Origin of the sequence: Dactylosporangium cerinum (genome assembly GCF_042653625.1) — a bacterium.
GTDB classification, from domain to species: domain Bacteria; phylum Actinomycetota; class Actinomycetes; order Mycobacteriales; family Micromonosporaceae; genus Dactylosporangium; species Dactylosporangium cerinum.
The window spans coordinates 72,386-89,150 of the sequence record NZ_JBHSIU010000130.1 but is presented as its reverse complement, the minus strand read 5'-3'; the positions used below and the strand labels follow the sequence as shown (position 1 = coordinate 89,150).

General features: G+C 71.5%; 12 protein-coding genes. 3 read left to right on the top strand and 9 right to left on the bottom strand.

What is annotated here, in order from left to right; genetic code table 11:
* Positions 1-18: 18 nt before the first annotated feature.
* The 3 genes from ACFPIJ_RS58625 to ACFPIJ_RS58615 all read right to left on the bottom strand — a co-directional run bounded on the left by ACFPIJ_RS58625 (position 19) and on the right by ACFPIJ_RS58615 (position 4,533).
* Positions 19-990 carry an AAA family ATPase gene (locus ACFPIJ_RS58625; RefSeq protein WP_380128249.1) on the bottom strand — a complete coding sequence of 324 codons (972 nt, stop codon included), beginning with the start codon at positions 988-990 and terminating at the stop codon, positions 19-21.
* A complete protein-coding gene (locus tag ACFPIJ_RS58620; RefSeq protein ID WP_380128248.1) occupies positions 984-3,377 on the bottom strand; it encodes a fibronectin type III domain-containing protein in 2,394 nt (797 codons plus the stop codon). Before ACFPIJ_RS58620 ends, ACFPIJ_RS58625 begins: the two co-directional genes overlap by 7 nt.
* Positions 3,378-3,618: 241 nt before the next feature.
* Complete coding sequence (locus tag ACFPIJ_RS58615; RefSeq protein WP_417323614.1) at positions 3,619-4,533, bottom strand: AraC family transcriptional regulator; 915 nt, start codon at positions 4,531-4,533, stop codon at positions 3,619-3,621.
* A 138-nt stretch (positions 4,534-4,671) separates the two neighbouring features.
* On the opposite strand from ACFPIJ_RS58615, the gene ACFPIJ_RS58610 reads away from it, so the two are divergent.
* Both ACFPIJ_RS58610 and ACFPIJ_RS58605 read left to right on the top strand, forming a co-directional pair.
* Positions 4,672-5,082, top strand: a complete 411-nt coding sequence (locus tag ACFPIJ_RS58610) for an organic hydroperoxide resistance protein (protein ID WP_380128246.1) — start codon at positions 4,672-4,674, stop codon at positions 5,080-5,082.
* A gap of 250 nt (positions 5,083-5,332) precedes the next feature.
* Positions 5,333-6,265 (top strand): hypothetical protein, encoded by a 933-nt coding sequence (locus ACFPIJ_RS58605; protein ID WP_380128245.1) that lies wholly within the window; start codon positions 5,333-5,335, stop codon positions 6,263-6,265.
* A gap of 246 nt (positions 6,266-6,511) precedes the next feature.
* On the opposite strand, the gene ACFPIJ_RS58600 is transcribed toward ACFPIJ_RS58605, so the two are convergent.
* The 6 genes from ACFPIJ_RS58600 to ACFPIJ_RS58575 all read right to left on the bottom strand — a co-directional run bounded on the left by ACFPIJ_RS58600 (position 6,512) and on the right by ACFPIJ_RS58575 (position 14,971).
* Positions 6,512-7,096 carry a GTP-binding protein gene (locus tag ACFPIJ_RS58600; protein WP_380128244.1) on the bottom strand — a complete coding sequence of 195 codons (585 nt, stop codon included), beginning with the start codon at positions 7,094-7,096 and terminating at the stop codon, positions 6,512-6,514.
* Positions 7,074-7,523, bottom strand: a complete 450-nt coding sequence (locus ACFPIJ_RS58595) for a DUF742 domain-containing protein (RefSeq protein WP_380128243.1) — start codon at positions 7,521-7,523, stop codon at positions 7,074-7,076. Before ACFPIJ_RS58595 ends, ACFPIJ_RS58600 begins: the two co-directional genes overlap by 23 nt.
* Positions 7,520-8,002 (bottom strand): roadblock/LC7 domain-containing protein, encoded by a 483-nt coding sequence (locus ACFPIJ_RS58590; RefSeq protein ID WP_380128242.1) that lies wholly within the window; start codon positions 8,000-8,002, stop codon positions 7,520-7,522. The genes ACFPIJ_RS58595 and ACFPIJ_RS58590 overlap by 4 nt, the downstream gene beginning before the upstream one ends.
* Positions 7,999-10,554: a sensor histidine kinase gene (locus ACFPIJ_RS58585; protein ID WP_380128241.1), complete on the bottom strand. Its 2,556-nt coding sequence runs from the start codon at positions 10,552-10,554 to the stop codon at positions 7,999-8,001. The genes ACFPIJ_RS58590 and ACFPIJ_RS58585 overlap by 4 nt, the downstream gene beginning before the upstream one ends.
* Positions 10,544-11,566 (bottom strand): hypothetical protein, encoded by a 1,023-nt coding sequence (locus ACFPIJ_RS58580; protein ID WP_380128240.1) that lies wholly within the window; start codon positions 11,564-11,566, stop codon positions 10,544-10,546. The genes ACFPIJ_RS58585 and ACFPIJ_RS58580 overlap by 11 nt, the downstream gene beginning before the upstream one ends.
* 768 nt (positions 11,567-12,334) lie before the next feature.
* The gene (locus tag ACFPIJ_RS58575; RefSeq protein WP_380128239.1) at positions 12,335-14,971 is read right to left on the bottom strand and encodes a helix-turn-helix transcriptional regulator; all 2,637 of its coding nucleotides are present in this window, start codon (positions 14,969-14,971) and stop codon (positions 12,335-12,337) included.
* Positions 14,972-15,231: 260 nt separating this feature from the next.
* Between ACFPIJ_RS58575 and ACFPIJ_RS58570 the strand changes: the two genes are divergently transcribed.
* The gene (locus ACFPIJ_RS58570; protein ID WP_380128238.1) at positions 15,232-16,737 is read left to right on the top strand and encodes a class I adenylate-forming enzyme family protein; all 1,506 of its coding nucleotides are present in this window, start codon (positions 15,232-15,234) and stop codon (positions 16,735-16,737) included.
* Positions 16,738-16,765: the final 28 nt, after the last annotated feature.

Genomic DNA, 16,765 nt, shown 5'->3' with positions numbered 1-16,765 from the left:
ATCCACGCGCGGTCGGCATCAGCGGACAGCACTCGCGGTCGGGTCGGGGGCGGCCACCTCGCCCAGGATCTCCGCCACGATGTCGGCCTCGGTGCGTTCGCGCAGCGCCACGTCCGGGCGCAGCAGCAGGCGGTGCGCGCACACCGCCGGGGCGAGGCGCTTGATGTCCTCGGCCAGCACGTACGGCCGGCCGGCGGCCAGCGCCGCGGCCCGGGCCGCCCGGACCAGGGCCACACAGCCGCGCGGTGACAGTCCGAGCCGCACGCCGGGATGCTGGCGGGTGGCCACGGCGAGGCGGCGCACATAGCCGTACATGGCGTCGTGGACGTCGACCCGCGCGGCCAGGCCGGCCAGCCGGGCCACGTCCGAGGAGCTGGCCACCTTCGGGAGCCGGTCGGGCGAGCGGACCGACTCGCCGCGCATCACCTCGATCTCGCTGTCCTCGTCCGGATATCCCAGCGACAGCTTCATCAGGAACCGGTCGAGCTGCGCCTCCGGCAGCCGGTACGTGCCGGCCATCTCCACCGGATTCTGCGTGGCGCACACCAGGAACGGCCGGGGCACAGGATGCCGGACGCCGTCCACAGTGACGTGGCGCTCCTCCATCACCTCCAGCAACGCCGCCTGCGTCTTGGGCGACGCGCGGTTGATCTCGTCGGCGATCACGATGTTCGCGAACACCGGACCGGGGTGGAACTGGAACTGCCCGGAACCCTGGTTGAAGATGGTGACCCCGGTGACGTCGGACGGCAGGAGGTCGGGCGTGAACTGGATCCGCCGCCACTGACCATCCACTGTGGAGGCGATCGCTCGGGCGAGCGTGGTCTTGCCGACGCCGGGCACGTCCTCGATCAGCAGATGCCCCTCGGCGAACAGGCCGATCAGCGCCAGCCGCACCACCTCGCCCTTGCCCAGCAGGACCGACGACACGGAGTCAGCCACCCTGGCGAAGACTCCGGCGTAGTCGGCCACTTCCTGTTCGTTCAGCATGCCCGCACCGCGCTCACGGCGTCGCCGTTGTCGATGGTCGACCAGGCCCACGGGATCCACATACCGGTGCTCATCTTCAGCCAGACACTGCTTCGCTTGTTGTTGTTGTAGACGTAGGCGTAGACCTCACGGCCGGTCTGCTTGCAGGTGACCGTGAACCTCGTGCCCGCCCTCACCCGGTGGTCGTCGTTGGTGTCGCTGAGGTTGCGGAACACGCCGATGCCGCCGGTCGCGGTGCAGTAGACAGGATCCGGATTGGAGGCCCGGTCCACGCAGGTCACCTTCGCGCCGAGGGTCAGCGTGCTCCGGCTGACCGAGGCGGTGTCGGAGCCAACCGAGTTGGTCGCGGTCACCGTGACCTTGTAGGAGGTGCCGGCCGTCAACCCGGTGAAGGTGGTGGTGCCGCCGCACCCGGGCGCCGTCTTCCCGCTCGGCGCGATCGAGATCGCGCAGGAGGCCGTGGCCCCACCATTGTCCACTGTGAACTTGACCGTCACCGCGGTCGCGGTCGAGCTGATGCTGCTGATGGTCACGTTCGGCGCGCCGACCGGCACCACCGCGTTGCTGGGCGGGCTCGTCGCGCTCGATCTGCCCTCGGCGTCGACCGCCACCACGGTGAACGTGTACGACGTGCCCAGCTTCAGCCCGCTGAACTCGGTGCTGGTGCCCGACACGCGCTGGACGGGATCCGCGCCCGCAACGCCCGCCCGCAACGGCGTGACCACGTATTCCCGGGCATCGTTCACGGCCGGCCAGGTAACGGTCACGTTGCCGCCCTTCGCCACCGCGGTCGGCTTGGCCGGCCGGTCCGGTGGAGTGCCGTCGACCGGCGTGACCGGGCCGGACAGGGCCGGTGCGCCCTGCCCGTAGCGGTTGACGGCGGCCACGCGGAACCGGTACTCCTTGCCGTTGGTCAGCCCGCCCACCACCGTCTGGCGGGTGTCTCCGGCGACGGTCGACGATCCGCCGTCCCAGGTCACGATGTAGCTGGTGACCGGCGCGTCGTCGGACGCCGCGATACCCCAGGTCAGGGTCACCTTCCCATCGCCGGCAAACGCGGTCACCGGTATCGGTGGACCGGGTGGCTGCGGAACCGGCGGCGGCGTGGTGGGTGGTGGCGTGGTGGGCGGTGGAGTGGTGGGTGGTGGAGTCAGCGACGCGGGCGGTGGGGTGGCCGGTGGCGGTGTCCTGGTCTGGCCACCGCCGACGTCGCTGGTCGGCGGGTTCGCGGTCGTCGGCTTGCCGGTTGGACCGCCGTTACCGGGCCGCGACACGGTCACCGAAGGTGGCGCACTGACCGAGCCGGACTGGGACGGGAGGGTGCGCACCGGCTCGCGCTTGTCGATGATCTGCGTCCCGCCACCTTCGTCGATGATCGACGCGACGGATGAGTCCGGGGCGTTGATGAACAGGTGCTGTTCGCGCACCTCGAGTTCCAGCTCGCCCTCGGCGGCCGGGATCGTGATCGTGCTCAGCGACCTTCCGTCGACGCTGTACACCTGCACCGTGTGGTTGTCGTTGTCAGGGACGTAGATCCGGCCGGCGAACGGCACAGCCACCTCGACACCGTCCTTCTTGGACAGTGGGAGGCGACCGATCGGGCCACCCTTGCCGACATCCGCGATGGTGACCACGGCCTGCGCGGCCGGGACGGTCAGCGCGGCGAGGGGACCCACGGTCCGCTCCGGCAGCAGGGCGCCGGTCAGCGGCACCGGAGCCGTCATCCGGTGCACGTCGTCGCCGACCACGGCGACGATGTCGCTCCCGCCCCGGTCCACCGCGAGCACCCCGTTGTCGAGAACGCTGATGGCGAGCTCGTGCCCCGGCGGAGCGACCGGCACGGTGCTGCGCACCGCCACGGCGCCGTCCTGCAGGCTCAGACCGACCACGGTGCCCTGGGTCGGCAGGCCGACCCACAGGACGCCCGACCCGTCGAACGCCGAGCCGCCCACCAACGGTGCCGGCAGCTGCAGCGGTTCGCCCTTGACCTGCAGGGTGGCCGGATCGATCACGCGGATGAGGCCTCGGCTACGGTTGACCACCGCGGCCACCGAGCCGGACAGCGCCATCGCGACGTCATCCGTCGTGCCGACCGCCAACGAGCCGGAGAAACCCATCCGGGTCAGGTCCACGGACGTGATCCGACCGGTGTCCAGGTCGTGCAGGAACAGGTACTGATCACTCTGGGTGACCTTGATGTGGTGACCGCGTGAATCCACCACCGGCTGGCGGAGGTCGACCTGGCCGGAACCGGAGCTGACCCGCATCACCACGCCGTCGCCGCGGCTCCACAGCCACGATTTGCCGTCGAGCACGTCGGGCGCCTGCCCGGTCGCGCCGAGTCCGAAGACCGTGCCCACCAGCGCCACTCCGGCCATGACAGCCATGAAGCCAGATGTGTTACGGCGGACCACATTCCCGATTACGTCGAGCCATCTCACGTGGCGACCCCCGTCGGATCGGTGCGTAGCGCTCGTTAGGTCCCAAAACGGTGGTCAGCATACTGGATCATGTCGGATGTCCCAAGGGCTCCCTTGCGGCGCATCACCATCCGCCGGCGCCGGGTCTGCCGGGCGCCGATGCGTTGTGGGGACCGGCGGACACGTCGAACCCGCGCCCGGACGGGGATTACCTTCGCGAGTGCTGGCGGTACTGGCCAGGGGCCAGGCCCTGCTCCCGTTTGAACGCTTTGGCGAAGGCGAATTCGGAGGCATATCCGGCGCTCTGCGCTATGGTCTGCACCGATTTGTCGCTGTCGCGCAGCAGTCGCATTGCCAAGGTCATCCGCCACCAGGTCAGGTAGCCAAGCGGCGGTTTGCCGACCAGTGAGGTGAACCGGCGAGAGAAGGCTGCCCGCGACAGCCCGGCCTTCGCGCCCAGCGCTTCGACTGTCCACTGCCGGGCCGGTTCCTGGTGGATGTGGCGCAGCGCCGCGGTGATCGCGGGATCGGCCAGCGTCGCGGCCCAACCGGTGACCGGGCCGCCCTCGGTCTGGTCGGCGAGCCAGGCCCGCATGATGTAGAGCAGCATCATGTCCAGCAGCGCCGAAACGACGGCTTCGGTTCCTTGGCCGGGGTGGGCGATCTCGTCGCCGAGCAGGTTGACAGCAGCGTGCAGCGGCGAGCGGTGGCCGAGGCGAGCCGGCAGGTGAATCACCTCGGGCAGTTCCTGGAACAGTGGATGCGGCCGAGTCTGGTCCAGCGTGTAGGCGCCGCACAACAGGATCGTGGCGGCGCCTTCGCCGTCGTCGGCGCTCGGCACCACCTCCGGCAGGGCGGCCGAGGGCGCGCCCGCCAGCGGCCTGGACAGGCTGTCGGCCAGCGCGTGCCCGCAACCGTGCGGCAGGCACACCACATCGCCCGGACCCAGCGCGATCGCCGCACCCTCCGACGGGATCAGCCAGCACGTCCCTTCCAGCACCACGTGAAAGCCGGCCCCGGAGAACGGCTCGGCCCGCACTCCCCACGGGACACGTTTGCGGATCTCGGCGGAATGTGGCCGCCCCGTGCGCATGACGCGGATGGCGTCACTGAGTACGTCCATCGCCAGATCGTATCGCCCGACGGCACCGATCGAGACGATCAGACATGGATCGAAGACCCAGAACCATGGAGAGCGGTCTTTGATCTCCATACGGTGAACGCAGTCAACTGATCGGTCTGCCTACCAGAGGAGCAGGACATGAGTCATTACACCGCCGTCGCGACCGCCACCGGCCGCGACGGCCGCGCCTTCAGCTCGGACGGCAAGTTGGACGTCACGCTCGCCCTCCAGAAGGAGTTGGGCGGCACCGGCGACGGCACCAACCCCGAACAGTTGTTCGCGGCCGGTTACGCCGCCTGCTTCGCCACCTCGATGCAGCTGGTGGCGCAGAAGCAGAAGATCGACGTCTCCGGCATGTCGGTCACCGCTGAGGTCGGCCTCGTCCCGAACGGGCAAGGCGGCTTCCGTCTCGAAGTCGCCCTGCGGACGACGCTGCCGGAAAGCCTGCCCCGGGAAGCCGGTCGCGAACTCATCGAGGCCACTCACCAGGTATGCCCGTACTCCCACGCCACCCGCGGCAACATCCCGGTCGAACTGCTCGCCGGGTAACCGCCGCCCGCCGGACGCCGCCTGGACCGTGACCACCGGAGTCCGCGGTTCTGCTCCAGCACCTCATCGATCAGCGGCGACGACAGCTGAGGCAACAACACCTTGATCACGTCGGAGGCACACCGACGTGAAGTGCGCCCGACAGCAACCGACCACCATGGACAGGTCCGGCCGCCGTCTTCGCGCCGGCGCCGAATTTCTTCGTGCGGGTGGCCGGGCGGGTGGCGCGCGGTTGGTAGCGTCCGCGCGCATGGGTGGCATTGGGTTCTCGATCGGCATTGACGGCGACGGCGACGTCGACTCGGCCCGCGTGGCGGTGTGGGGGAAGATGCGGACGTTTGCGCAGTGGTTCCATGTGCTCGGCGGCAAGGCCTACGACGAGCTGGACCACTACCTCGACGGGCTCGAACCGGCCGCGGAGCCGCATCGGGCCGGGGACCGGCGGATGTACTGGTGGTTTCCCAGCCCTGCCGGCAGCTGCCCGCGCTCGATGCTCGCCTGGGCACACTGGTGCGCCGTCGCCGTCGCCGTCGACTGGGAGCAGGTCGGGTACGTCGCCGGGCGGCACGGGGTCACCATCACCGGGCCGCGGCCCGACGCGACGGCGGGCGACGAGCGGTTCGTGGTCCTGCGCGACCGGCTCTGGCTCGTGGACGACGACGGGCTGCGGGGCGACGACCTCCTGCTGCCGCTCGACGAGCTGACCGGAGAGGAGGCCGGCCGCGTCGACACCGCGCGGGAGCGGTGCGGGTGCGTGGTCTGCGCCGGGCTGCGGCCGGATCCCGAGATCGTCGCGGTGGTGCTCGCCGACCTGCACGGGGCCGACGACGGCCGGGCCGTGCAGGCCGCGTGGCACCTCGAGCGGATGGACAGCGTCACGCCCGAGGCCCTGGAGGCGCTCGTGCGGGTGGGCGCGCAGCCCGGGCGGTTCCACTACGACGACTTCAGCCACCCGATCACGCGCTGCGCCGGCCGCGTGCCCGGCGCGTGGGCGCAGCTGATGGCCCTCGCGCCCGAGGTGGGCCACGACGGGAGAGACATGGCCCTGCAGGCGTTGTTCCCGTTGTACCGAGCCCCGCAGCGCACCGAGGACGAGCGCGACGCCTACCGGGCGGCGCTGCGGGCCGCCCTCGCCGAGTACCGCAGCGACACCGCGTTCTACCTGCTCAAGGAGCTGGGCTAGAACGGCATCGCCGAGGACGATGCCGTCGAGGACGACTACGGCACGGTCGTGTTCGTCGCGCCGACGGAGGTCGCGGTCCTCGACCTGGACCCCACCTGCTGACCAGCGGGCCGCCGAGGGCCTGGAGGTCCGGCCGGCACGGGCCGGACCTGCGCACCGTCACGCTGGTGAGCTTCGGCTCCACCAGGGCGGGTCAAGCGGGAGGCGGTGCGGCGTCAGGCGGCTGGTTGGTTCGCCGGAATACGGCTATGAACGGGAATTGCTGACGGCCCGGTCCAGGGCCCGGTCGAGAACCACGAGCAGCGCGTCGCGCACCGACAGGCGGTCGCGGGCGTCGAACGCGATCACCGGCACGTGGTCGGCGACGGCGAGTGCCCACCGGACGCTCTCCAGGTCGTTGGCAAGCGCGCCGTCAAAGGCGTTGACCGCCACCACGAACGGCAGCCCCGATTGCTCGAAGTAGTCCACGGCCGGGTAGGAGTCGTCGAGGCGGGAGCTGTCCACGACGACGAGCGCGCCGAGGGCGCCATGGGCGAGATCGTCCCACATGAACCCGAAGCGTGCTTGACCAGGCGTGCCGAACAGGTACAGCTTGAGCGTGCGGTCGATCGTCACGCAGCCGAAGTCCATCGCGACGGTGGTGGTGACCTTGTCGACGCGGTGCCCGGCGTTGTCGATGCCGACCCCCGCGGAGGTCATCTCGGCCTCGGTGGTCAGGGGAGGAATCTCGGAGATCGCGCCGACCGTCGTGGTCTTGCCCACGCCGAAGCCACCGGCGACAACGATCTTGACTGGTACGGGTGCTGCGTCAGGAGATCGCACGGAGTCCATGGATTACTCGCAAAATGACGTCGGGACTGTGGACGGGGTCGACCTCGAGCTGGTGGATGTCCAGATATCCGGCGGCGCACAGGTCGCCGACGAGGATCTTGGTCACGCCGAGATGCAGGTGGGCCTGAGCGGAGATCTCGGCAACCGACACCGGGGAAACGCAGGTGGTGAGGATCGCCTGGAGCTCGGTGGGCATGAACCGCACGTCCGACGGCGCCCCCGGCCGGATCGTCACCTGCGTCTCCAGGTTCACCGCCGGGTCGTCGCCCTGCACCCGCCCGGCCGTCAGGACGTACGGCCGTGGGTTGTCCGGTGCGCGGTGCGCAGGGCGGTTCCACGCTGCCGGCGGAGCCGGTGAGACCGGCGCGACCGGTGAACGCAGATACGGCCGGATGCCGGGCGGCTCCTGCCCGGGCGGCACGGTCACCGCAGGACCGCGTTCTTCAACTCGGCGATGAGCTGCGGGGTGAGCGCCGCGCCGGCCCGGTTGGCGAAGAGCGTCATCTCGTAGGCCACCGTGCTCAGGTTGGCCGAGCGGGTCGCGATGACACCGAGGACCGACCCGGCGCTGATGGAGGTGATCAACAGGTAGCCGTCGACCATGTCGACGATGACCCGGTTGAGCCCGCCGAGGGTGTACCAGGCGGAAGCGCCGCTGGCGAGGCTGGTCATCCCGGAGACGACGGCCGCCAGGCGCTCCGCGTTGGCCCGTTCCTTCGAGGCCGACGTAGCCATCAGCAGGCCGTCCGAGGACACCGCGATGGCCTCCACCACGCCGGCGGTGCCGGACGTGAACGAATCGAGCAGCCAGTTGAAGGTCTGCACCTCCGTGCTCAGCGGTGCGGCGTTGAGCGTCCCACCAGAGGTTTGGCGGTGCGTGCTGTCCTGGATGAACGGACTCGTCATTGTGATGATCCTTCTGATCTGACCTCGCGCAGTGCGCGCAGGACGCCGGATTCGAACTGCTCGACAAGGTTCCTTGCACTGTCGGGATCGAGGGACGACTGACTCTCCACCAGGTGGGGCCCTGGTCTCGGGATGGCACCGGGGTCCTGCAACGTGGCACCCGGCACCCGTCTGCTCAGGTTCCGACCGGCGGTGGCCGGCCGCGCCGGCGTTGACTGAAACTGCGGCGTTGGCTGCAGTGGCGGCGTCGGCGGGAGCGGTGGCGTCTGGTCGGCCGGGGGTGCTGCGACGTCGTGCTGCGCTCGGCGTACACCATCCTCGAACGCCTCGACGAGTGCCTGCGCACTGCTCGGATCGGGAGGAGCCGCCACGACCTGCGCCGCGTTCCTGGCGGCCTGGGTGCCGGCCGACAGCTGCGCCCCCGGCACCCGCCGTCGCAACGCTTGCCCCTGCCGCGATGGTTGCCGCAGCAGCGCGGGGACCTCAGCGGTGGCATCGGCATCCAGCGGTGCCACGACAGCGGCGATGGCCGGCGGCGGCTCGACGGCGGCGATGGCCGGCGGTGACGCGACGGCGGCGAGCGTGCGCGGCGCGGCGAACGCGTTCCACGGCTGCCGGCCGTCGATCGAGTGGGTGGCCCGGTTGAGTGCGCCGATGTCGACGACCGAGGCGATCATCTCCCGCGCTTGCGGCTCCGGCGAGGCCGAACCTTCCAGCAGCTCCCGCCCGACGACGACGGTCGCGGTGACGCCACCGCCGGGCGTGTCGCTCAACGACACGTGCAGCCCGTGCCGACGGGCCAGCCGGCCCACCACGAACAGGCCGAGCACCTCCGTCGGGGCGAGGTCGATGCGCTCACGGCGCTCCAGCCGGGCGTTCTCGACCGTGAGCCGCTCGGCCGGCATGCCGATGCCGTGATCGACGATCGACACCCGCACATCGGTCGCGCTCTCGCCGGTGGTGACGGCGACCCGGGTGTGCGGCGGCGAGTTGGAGGTCGCGTTCTCCATCAGCTCGGCCAGCATCAGGACCAGGTCGCTGATGATCGCGGGCGCCAGCATGATCGTGCCGGTGAGCTGCACGTCGACGCGGTCGTACTCCTCGATCTCGCCGAGCGCCAGGCGGACCGCGTCGGCCAGTGCCAGCGGCGCCAGGTGCGGGTTGGTGCCGGTACCGCCGGACAGGACGACCAGGCTGCTGGCGTTGCGGCGCAGGCGGCTGGCGACGTGGTCCAGCCGGTACAGCTGCCGCAGCCGGTTGGGCTCCGTCTCGTCGCGCTCCAGCTGGTCGATGAGGCCGAGCTGCCGGCCGACGAGGTTCTGCGTGCGGCGGCCGACGTGACCGAACATCTGCGCGACGTTGCGGCGACTGGCGACCTGCCGCTCGACCAGCTGCGCCGCGGTCTGCTGCACGCGCTCGAAGGTCCGGGCCAGGTCGCCGATCTCGTCCCGGCCGCCGACGGTGATCCGCTCCAGGCGCACCGGCTCGGGCGCGGCGGACTCGTCGTCCGCGACCCGGACCAGCTCGTCCTCGGTGACCTGCGCGACGCGGGCGGCGGAGGCGGTCAGCAGGGTCAGCGGCCGCGCGACCGTGCGCGCGATCGCCGTGCTCAGCAGGATGACGAGCAGCAGCAGCAGGAGCATGCCGACGCCGAGACCATACGCGGCGGTGGTCTGCCGCTGCTCCTGGTCGGTCATCGTGGCGGTGACGTCGGTGACGATGCGCTTCTCCACGAAGCGGCCGAGCGCGATGTAGGCCTCCAGCGACGGGAACAGCGTGGCGACCCGCAGGTCGGCGATCGCCCCGGCCGGGTCGGTCTCGACGCTCTCCACGAAGCCACCGCCGACGCGGGAGGCGAACGCGGCCGTGACCAGACCGTACAGATCCACCTGTTCGGGGGTCCCGGAGGCGGTGAACCGGTCCAGGTTCGGCTGCACGGCGGCGGCGTTGGCGAGGTACCTGGCGAGGTCACGCTGGGCGCGGGTGGCGACCATGACGGTGATCAGCGCGGCGCCGGCGCTGTTGCCCTCGTCGACCCGCAGCAGCGCGTCCAGCGCCAGGAGCTGCCGGCCCTCGGCGGTGGTCGCGTCGGCCGCGTCCATCAGCCGCAGCGCGTCGATCAGCCGGCCGGTGACCGCGGTGAACTGGGTCAGCACCCCGTCGACGTCGGCGCTGCCGGACACCAGCGAGGCACGCAGCCCGGCGAGCGACTGCACGTCGTCGATCGCGTCCGCCACCTCCGGTGACAGGTCGCCGGCGTAGTCGAGTCTGAGGTTGGTGACCCGGTCGGTGACCGCCGCCGTCTGCAGCAGCAGCCGCGAACGGCCGACCGCCTGGACGAGGTACCCGACCGCCATGAGCCGTTCCTGCTGCAGGTCCTGGATGAGCGCGCCGACATCACCGGCCACCCGGGCTGTCCGGGCGGTGTCCGCCGCCCGGCCGGCCTGCTCGACCCGGTCGACCACGACGATGACCGTGAGCAGCACAACCGCGATCAGCGGGGCGATGAGCAGGACCGCGAGCTTGCCGCGGATGCGGAGCCTAGCGAGCACCGGTCGGCTCCCGGCGCCAGGTGGGGACCACGTCCTCGGCCGGCAGGGGTGGCAGTGGGACGGATGGGTCCGTGACCGGCCGACGGCGGGGCCGGACGAGCCGCACGGCCAGCGGGACCAGCGCCAGCAGCACCCCCACCGCCAGGGTGACAGCCGCCGTCAGCCGCTGCCGGTCCAGGTCCTCGATCCGGGCGCTGATCAGCAGGTCGAGCTCGTCCAGGATCGTCGCCGCCAGCTCGGACGCGGCCGTCTGGACCTCGTTGCGGACGTCCCGCAGCGCCGCGGTGTTCACCGCGGTCCGCCCGTCGACCGGCACCGTCGTCGCGGTCAGCGTCTCCATGCCGCGGCGGAACCGGTCCAGCCGGCTCAGCAGGTTGCCGCTGAGGGTCCGGCTGCTGGTGCCGTCGACCGCGGCCTGCAGGCCGGCGGCGAGGTTGTTGGCCGGGTAGTTCACCGCGTCACGGGCGTTGAGCAGGTTGGCGGCCGTGCCCGCCGGGTCGTTGCGGGGCCGCCCGGCGGCGATGACCGCCAGGTCCATGAACCGGCCGGCGGCCACCACGGCCTCGGGCAGCTGCTGCGCCGCGCCTTCCTGCAGGTAGGACGCGTCGACGTCCTGCTCGCGGGTCAGCTGCGAGTTGTCGCGGACCTCCTTGTACAGCGCAAGGAGCATGTCGGTCGCCTCACCGAAGGTGCTGAACGCCGTGGCGGGGTCGATGACACTCAGCGCCGCCAGCGCCTCGATCTTGGCACGCAGCCCGGACCACCGCTCGTGGGTGCGCAGGTCCCCGCCGAGCCGGGTGTCGACCGAAGCGGTGGCCTCGACCACGCGGGTGATCGTGTCCCGCGGGAACGGGCGCCCCGCGACCGCGGCGGACTGCGCGTCCGTCAACGCGATCGTGAGCTGACCGAGACTGCGGACGTATTCGATGCCGTTGCGTTCCGACTGGGCGAACCGGGCCTGCTCCCCGACCGAGCCCCAGACCCGGGCGAAGAGGAGCGTAGTCGGCGCCATCAGGGCGAATGCCAGCAGGCAGTGCAAAAGGACGGCGGTCAATGAACGGGACCGCGTCGCGTGTTGTGCCATCGTCGGAGCCTCCGGCTACGTGCCAAGGTGGCGGCCACACGCTGTGACGAGCCGTCGCGGTGCGTTCTGTTGACGGCCCGGCCGTGCGCCGGTCGCAGAGGGTAGACCAAAGTCCCCGTGCCGCCGGGCGATTGAACCGCACAATTTCTCGGTAAAGCGTTCCAAATTCGGACCGTGCGGCAGCGCTCACGAATAGCGACGGAAAATTGTCCGCTCCCGTACCGCTCTGCGACTTGAATACTATTTACGACCAGTGCCGCTAATGTCGTGACATCGGGTGAATCCACTGGCCAGTTCGGATTTCGCCGCAAAGGTCGCCCTTCATCGACGCAGCGTTTCATCGAAACATCAACAACAACGAGTCGCTTGCGAAGCCGTTGATCGATATGACTGGTACGCGGCGCTCTTGCGTTGGCCGTTCGCAAGATCGAGGCAGGCTTGACCGGCACAGCTGTTGAACCTGCCGGGCTCGCAAACTCGGTTCGGCGGCTGTGACGTGCGGTTTTGTCCGCCGCCAAGCGGTCGGCAGCGGTCGGCACAGACAAGGACCCAGCGGTCCGGATCGCCGCCGAAAGAGCCACCCGGTCCGGCACGTGTCGCTGGGAACAGCGTTACCTGTCAGCAGTGGAATGGGCCGGCGGAGCCGTCGGCGGCATGCGGCTCCAAACGATTGCTGCCGCTGCCGTGCCGCGGCGATCAGTCGGGTGGCTGGTTCGCCTCCGGGTGCTGCAGGGCGTCGGCGAGCTGGCCGCGCTGGCGGATGCCGAGCTTCTCGTAGGCGCGTTGCAGGTGGTTCTCCACTGTGCGGACGGACAGCACCAGCTGCGCCGAGATCTCGATGTTGCTCAGGCCGGCGGCGGCCAGCGCGCAGATCTCCTGTTCCCGCCGGGTGAGGACGGTCACCGGTGCCGGCTCGTCCAGCCACCTCGGCCAGTGCCCGTCGCAGCGGTCCCGCAGCTCGGCGATCCGCCGGGTCAGCCGCCCCCCGGTGCGCTGGTCCGGGTCGGGCCGCGCCTGTCGCGCCCGCACCGCCGCTTCGAGGGCGAGCGCGGTGTAGTCGCGGTGCTCCCAGGACAGGCTGAGCTCCTCGAGCTGGTCGGGGTCGCCGGCGGCGAGGGCGTCGGCGTAGTCGGCGAACCAGGAGAACAGCGGGCTGTCCGACATGTCCGCGACCCGCCGGGTCTCGGCGGCGACCTCGACGGACGGTTCGATCCGGGACCACAGGTGCAGCGCCTCCATGGCCGAGGCGACGACGCCGGATGTGGTGAACTGCTCGGCCAGCTCGCGCAGGACCTTCACCGCGTCGGTGGGCTGGCTGGTGCTGGCCAGCAGCAGCGCCTTCGCCAGCCGGGCGTAGTCGCCGCTGCGGCTGTCCGCGGGCAGCAGCTCGTCGACGGCCTGCAGCGCACGGGTGGCGCGGTCGACCTGCCCCTGGTGCGCCGCCCACCAGGCCTGCATGCCGAGGATGTTCGCGCGGATCGGGAAGAGGGTCAGCGCGTCGGTGACGGCGAGCGCCTCGTTGGTCCACCTCCCGGCCTCCGCGACCCGGCCGCGGTCGCCGTGGCAGATGCCGACCATCATGGCGATCAGGCCCACCCCGTCCGGCGAGCCGTGCGCGACCGCGTCCTGGTAGTACCGGTCGGCCAGGACAGCGGCGTCCGCCAGCTGCCCGCACATCACGAGTGCGTGGATGTGGCACGCCTGGGCCGCGGCTCGCATCGTCGGCCAGGCCGACCGTGGTGATACGGCGCCGGCCAGCTCGGCCGCGGCCTGCTTCGGTGCTCCCGCGTACGCCAGGACGAACGGCAGCAGCGGGGTCAGCGCGAGAGCCAGCAGAGGCTCCTGCGGCGGCCGCTGCAGCGCCGCGACGACCACGGCCGCGGCGTTGATGTCGGACTCGTAGAACACCGCGATGCCGGCCTCGGCGACCAGCATCTCCCCGTGCACCTCCGCTGGGAGCCGCCGTCGCGCCTTCTCCAGCAGCGACAGCGCGACGTCGGGCTGCCGCAGCCCCCAGAACAGGTTCAGGGCGCGCAGCGCCGCCGCCCGCGCCTGGATCACGGGGTCGCGCAGCCGCTCGTAGGCGGTCGCCAGTAGCGGGTCGGCCTCCTGGGAGCGGCCCAGCGCCACCTGCGCCCGGCCCAGGTACCACGCGCCGAGCGGGCCGGGGATGCTGCGGGCGAGCCGCTCGGCCAGGGCGGCGCCGCCGCGGTCCAGGGCGGCCTCGGCGGCGGCGAGCACGTCGGGGAGGTCGACCGGGAGCTCGGCCTCGCACCGCCAGGACATCACCCGGATGCGGTCCTGGACCGATGCCATGTCGTCCTGCATCGCCCCGACGAGCTCGCGCAGCAGCCGCCGGCGGCGCAACGGTCTCGTGCGGGCGCGGATGGCTTCGCCGAACAGGGGGTGGCCGAGCCGCACCAGAACGCCACGGCCGTCGTCGACCAGCCTGATGAGGCCCCGCTCCTCCAGCCGTTCGGCCACCGCTGGTGCGACGAGCCGGTCCAGCACGGCGGGGCGCAGCGGCTCGGCGTAGGCGACGTATGCCAGCGCGGCGGCCTCCTCGTCCGACAGGACCCCGACGGTGAGCTCGACCGCGTCGTACAGCCGCGGTGTTCGCCGCCTGCCGGGCCGCCACTTCCACACGCCCTCCTGGGACCGCAGGCTGCGTTCGGCGATGGCGGCCCGCAGCGTCTCCCGGGTGAAGAGCGGGTTGCCCAGCGTGGTGCGCCACAGCGCGTTGAGGGCGAGGCCGCTGACCGGGCCGCCGAGCACCGCCGTCACGAGCTCGTCGTGCCCGGCGCGGTCCAGCGGAGGCACGTCGATGCGGTCGAGCCCGCCGGCCCTGCGGACCAACGCGACGACCGGCGTGTTGACCGCGTTGCTGCGCACCGTCGCGAGGACCCTGACCACGCCGTCGGTGAGCAGCCGCTCCAGCAGCGCGGCGGAGGCGTCGTCGAGCCAGTTGACGTCGTCGACGCCGAGCACGACCGGTCCGGCTGAGCCGGGCGGGCCGCTCCTGGTGAGGCGCTGCCGCGCCAGCTGGAACGCCTCGGCGAGACCGGCGCCAGCCAGTGGCGCGAACCCGGGGACGGAGCCGAACGGCACGTCCTGCCACGACGGGGTCGCGGTGATGCGCAGGACGCCGGCACCGCGGCCGTCGAGCTCGTCGAGGGCCGCGCCGAGCAGCCGGCTCTTACCGACACCGGGATCTCCGGTCAGCAACACGCCGGCACCGGCGCCGGACAGCATCCGGCGCACCGACGCCAGTTCGTGGACCCTGCCGACGAGCCCGTGGATCGGCGGTGTCGGTTCCCTGTCAGTCGTGCGCAAGCCCGTTCCTCCCGGTACTCAGTTGCCGCCGCTGGCGCCAGAACCAGGCCGCCAGCGGTGTCCGAGTGGGCGCTGACCTGTGCCGGCCCACTCGGAACTCCCGGTATACACACCCTCGTCCAGTTCCTACGACCATGACTGATTGATCCCTTTCGATTGAGTACCGACTACTCAGGACGTCGCGGGTCGCCGTCGCCGAACCTGGGTCGGACGCCGACGGACCTGATGACCAGGTCGGCCCAGCCGCGAAAGGCGACGCCATGCGACTCGACACACGGATACTGGACGCCACCGAGCGGTACGCGGACGCCGTCGCGTTGGTGTCCGGCCCGCACCGGGTCACCTACGCCCAGTTCGGCGCGCAGGTGCGGAAGCTGGCCGAGGAGATTCGCGCGGCCGGCCCGCGGTCCGTGGCCGCGATCGTCCCGGTGAGCAACCGGCCCGGTGACTATGTCGCCCAGGTGGCTGCCTGGCACGCGGGGCTCGTCGTCGTCCCGGTCCACCGCGGCACCCCGGCCGCGCGGCTCGCCGCGATCGCGGCGCAGACCGGCGCCCGCCTGCTGGTAGGGCAGGACGTGCCGGCCGCGTGGTCCGGACCGGTCGAGCACGCGGGCGAGGCGGCTCAGGTCCACCCGGTCGGCACCGGGCCCTCGGCCACGCCCGCGCCGCTCGACAGCGACCAGGCCCTCGTCGTGTTCACGTCCGGCTCCACCGCGCAGCCGAAGGGTGTGGTGCTCTCGCACGCCGCGTTCATCGGCAAGCTCGCCACGATCGCGACGGTCCTGCCGTTCCCCGCCGGCAGCACCACGCTGCAGGTCCTGCAGCCGCACTTCAGCTTCGGGCAGTGGACGTCGCTGCTGACGCTGCTGTCCGGCGCGACCCTGCTGCTGCGGGAGCGGTTCGACACCGGCGACGTGCTGCGCACCCTGGTGGAGTCCGACGTCGCACGGATCGCCGTCGTGCCGACGATGGCACGGATGCTGCTGCGGGACGCGCCGGCCGAGGGCACGGGCGGTAGCCGGCCCGCGCCGCTGTGGATCTGCGGCGGCGAGGTACTGCCACCGGCGGTCGGCGAAGGACTGGGGCGCCTGCTGCCCGGCTCGCGGATCGCGGACGTCTACGGTCTGAGCGAAAGCTGCACGTCGGACTTCATCGTGCCGCCGCAGGAGTACGACAAGGCGGCCGGCACCATCGGCCGGCCCTCCCCCAACGTGACGGCGGCGGTCGTCGACGAACACCGGCAGCCGGTCCCGCCGGGCGAGGTCGGTGAGCTCGCCCTGCACACCCCGTATCTGATGACCGGCTACCTGGGCGACGCCGCGGCCACCGCGGCGGCGGTCCGCGACGGCTGGCTCTACACCGGCGACCTGGGCCGGCTCCGCGCGGACGGCCGGGTCGAGCTCGCCGGCCGCAGCAAGACGCTGATCAGCCGCGGCGGGATCAAGCTCTCCCCACTGGAGATCGAGAACGCGTACGCCGGCTGTCCCGGCTGCGCGGAGGTGATCGCGGTCGGCGTCCCGGACGCCGTGTTCGGCGAGCGGGTCCACCTGCTGATCGTCCCGGACCGGGCCGCCGGGCCGGCGGCCCGTCTCACCGCCGAACGCATGCGCGTCTGGGGACGCGGCCGGCTGGAGCCGGCGAAGGTGCCCGACGTGTTCCACGAGATCCGCGAGATCCCCCTGGGGCAGACCGGCAAGACCGATCGGCGGGCCGCGCGGCAGCTCGTGCTGCACCCGGAGGCCGGCCGCGTGCACCGCATCCGGTAGCCGCCCGCCAGCACCAGGCCACACGCCG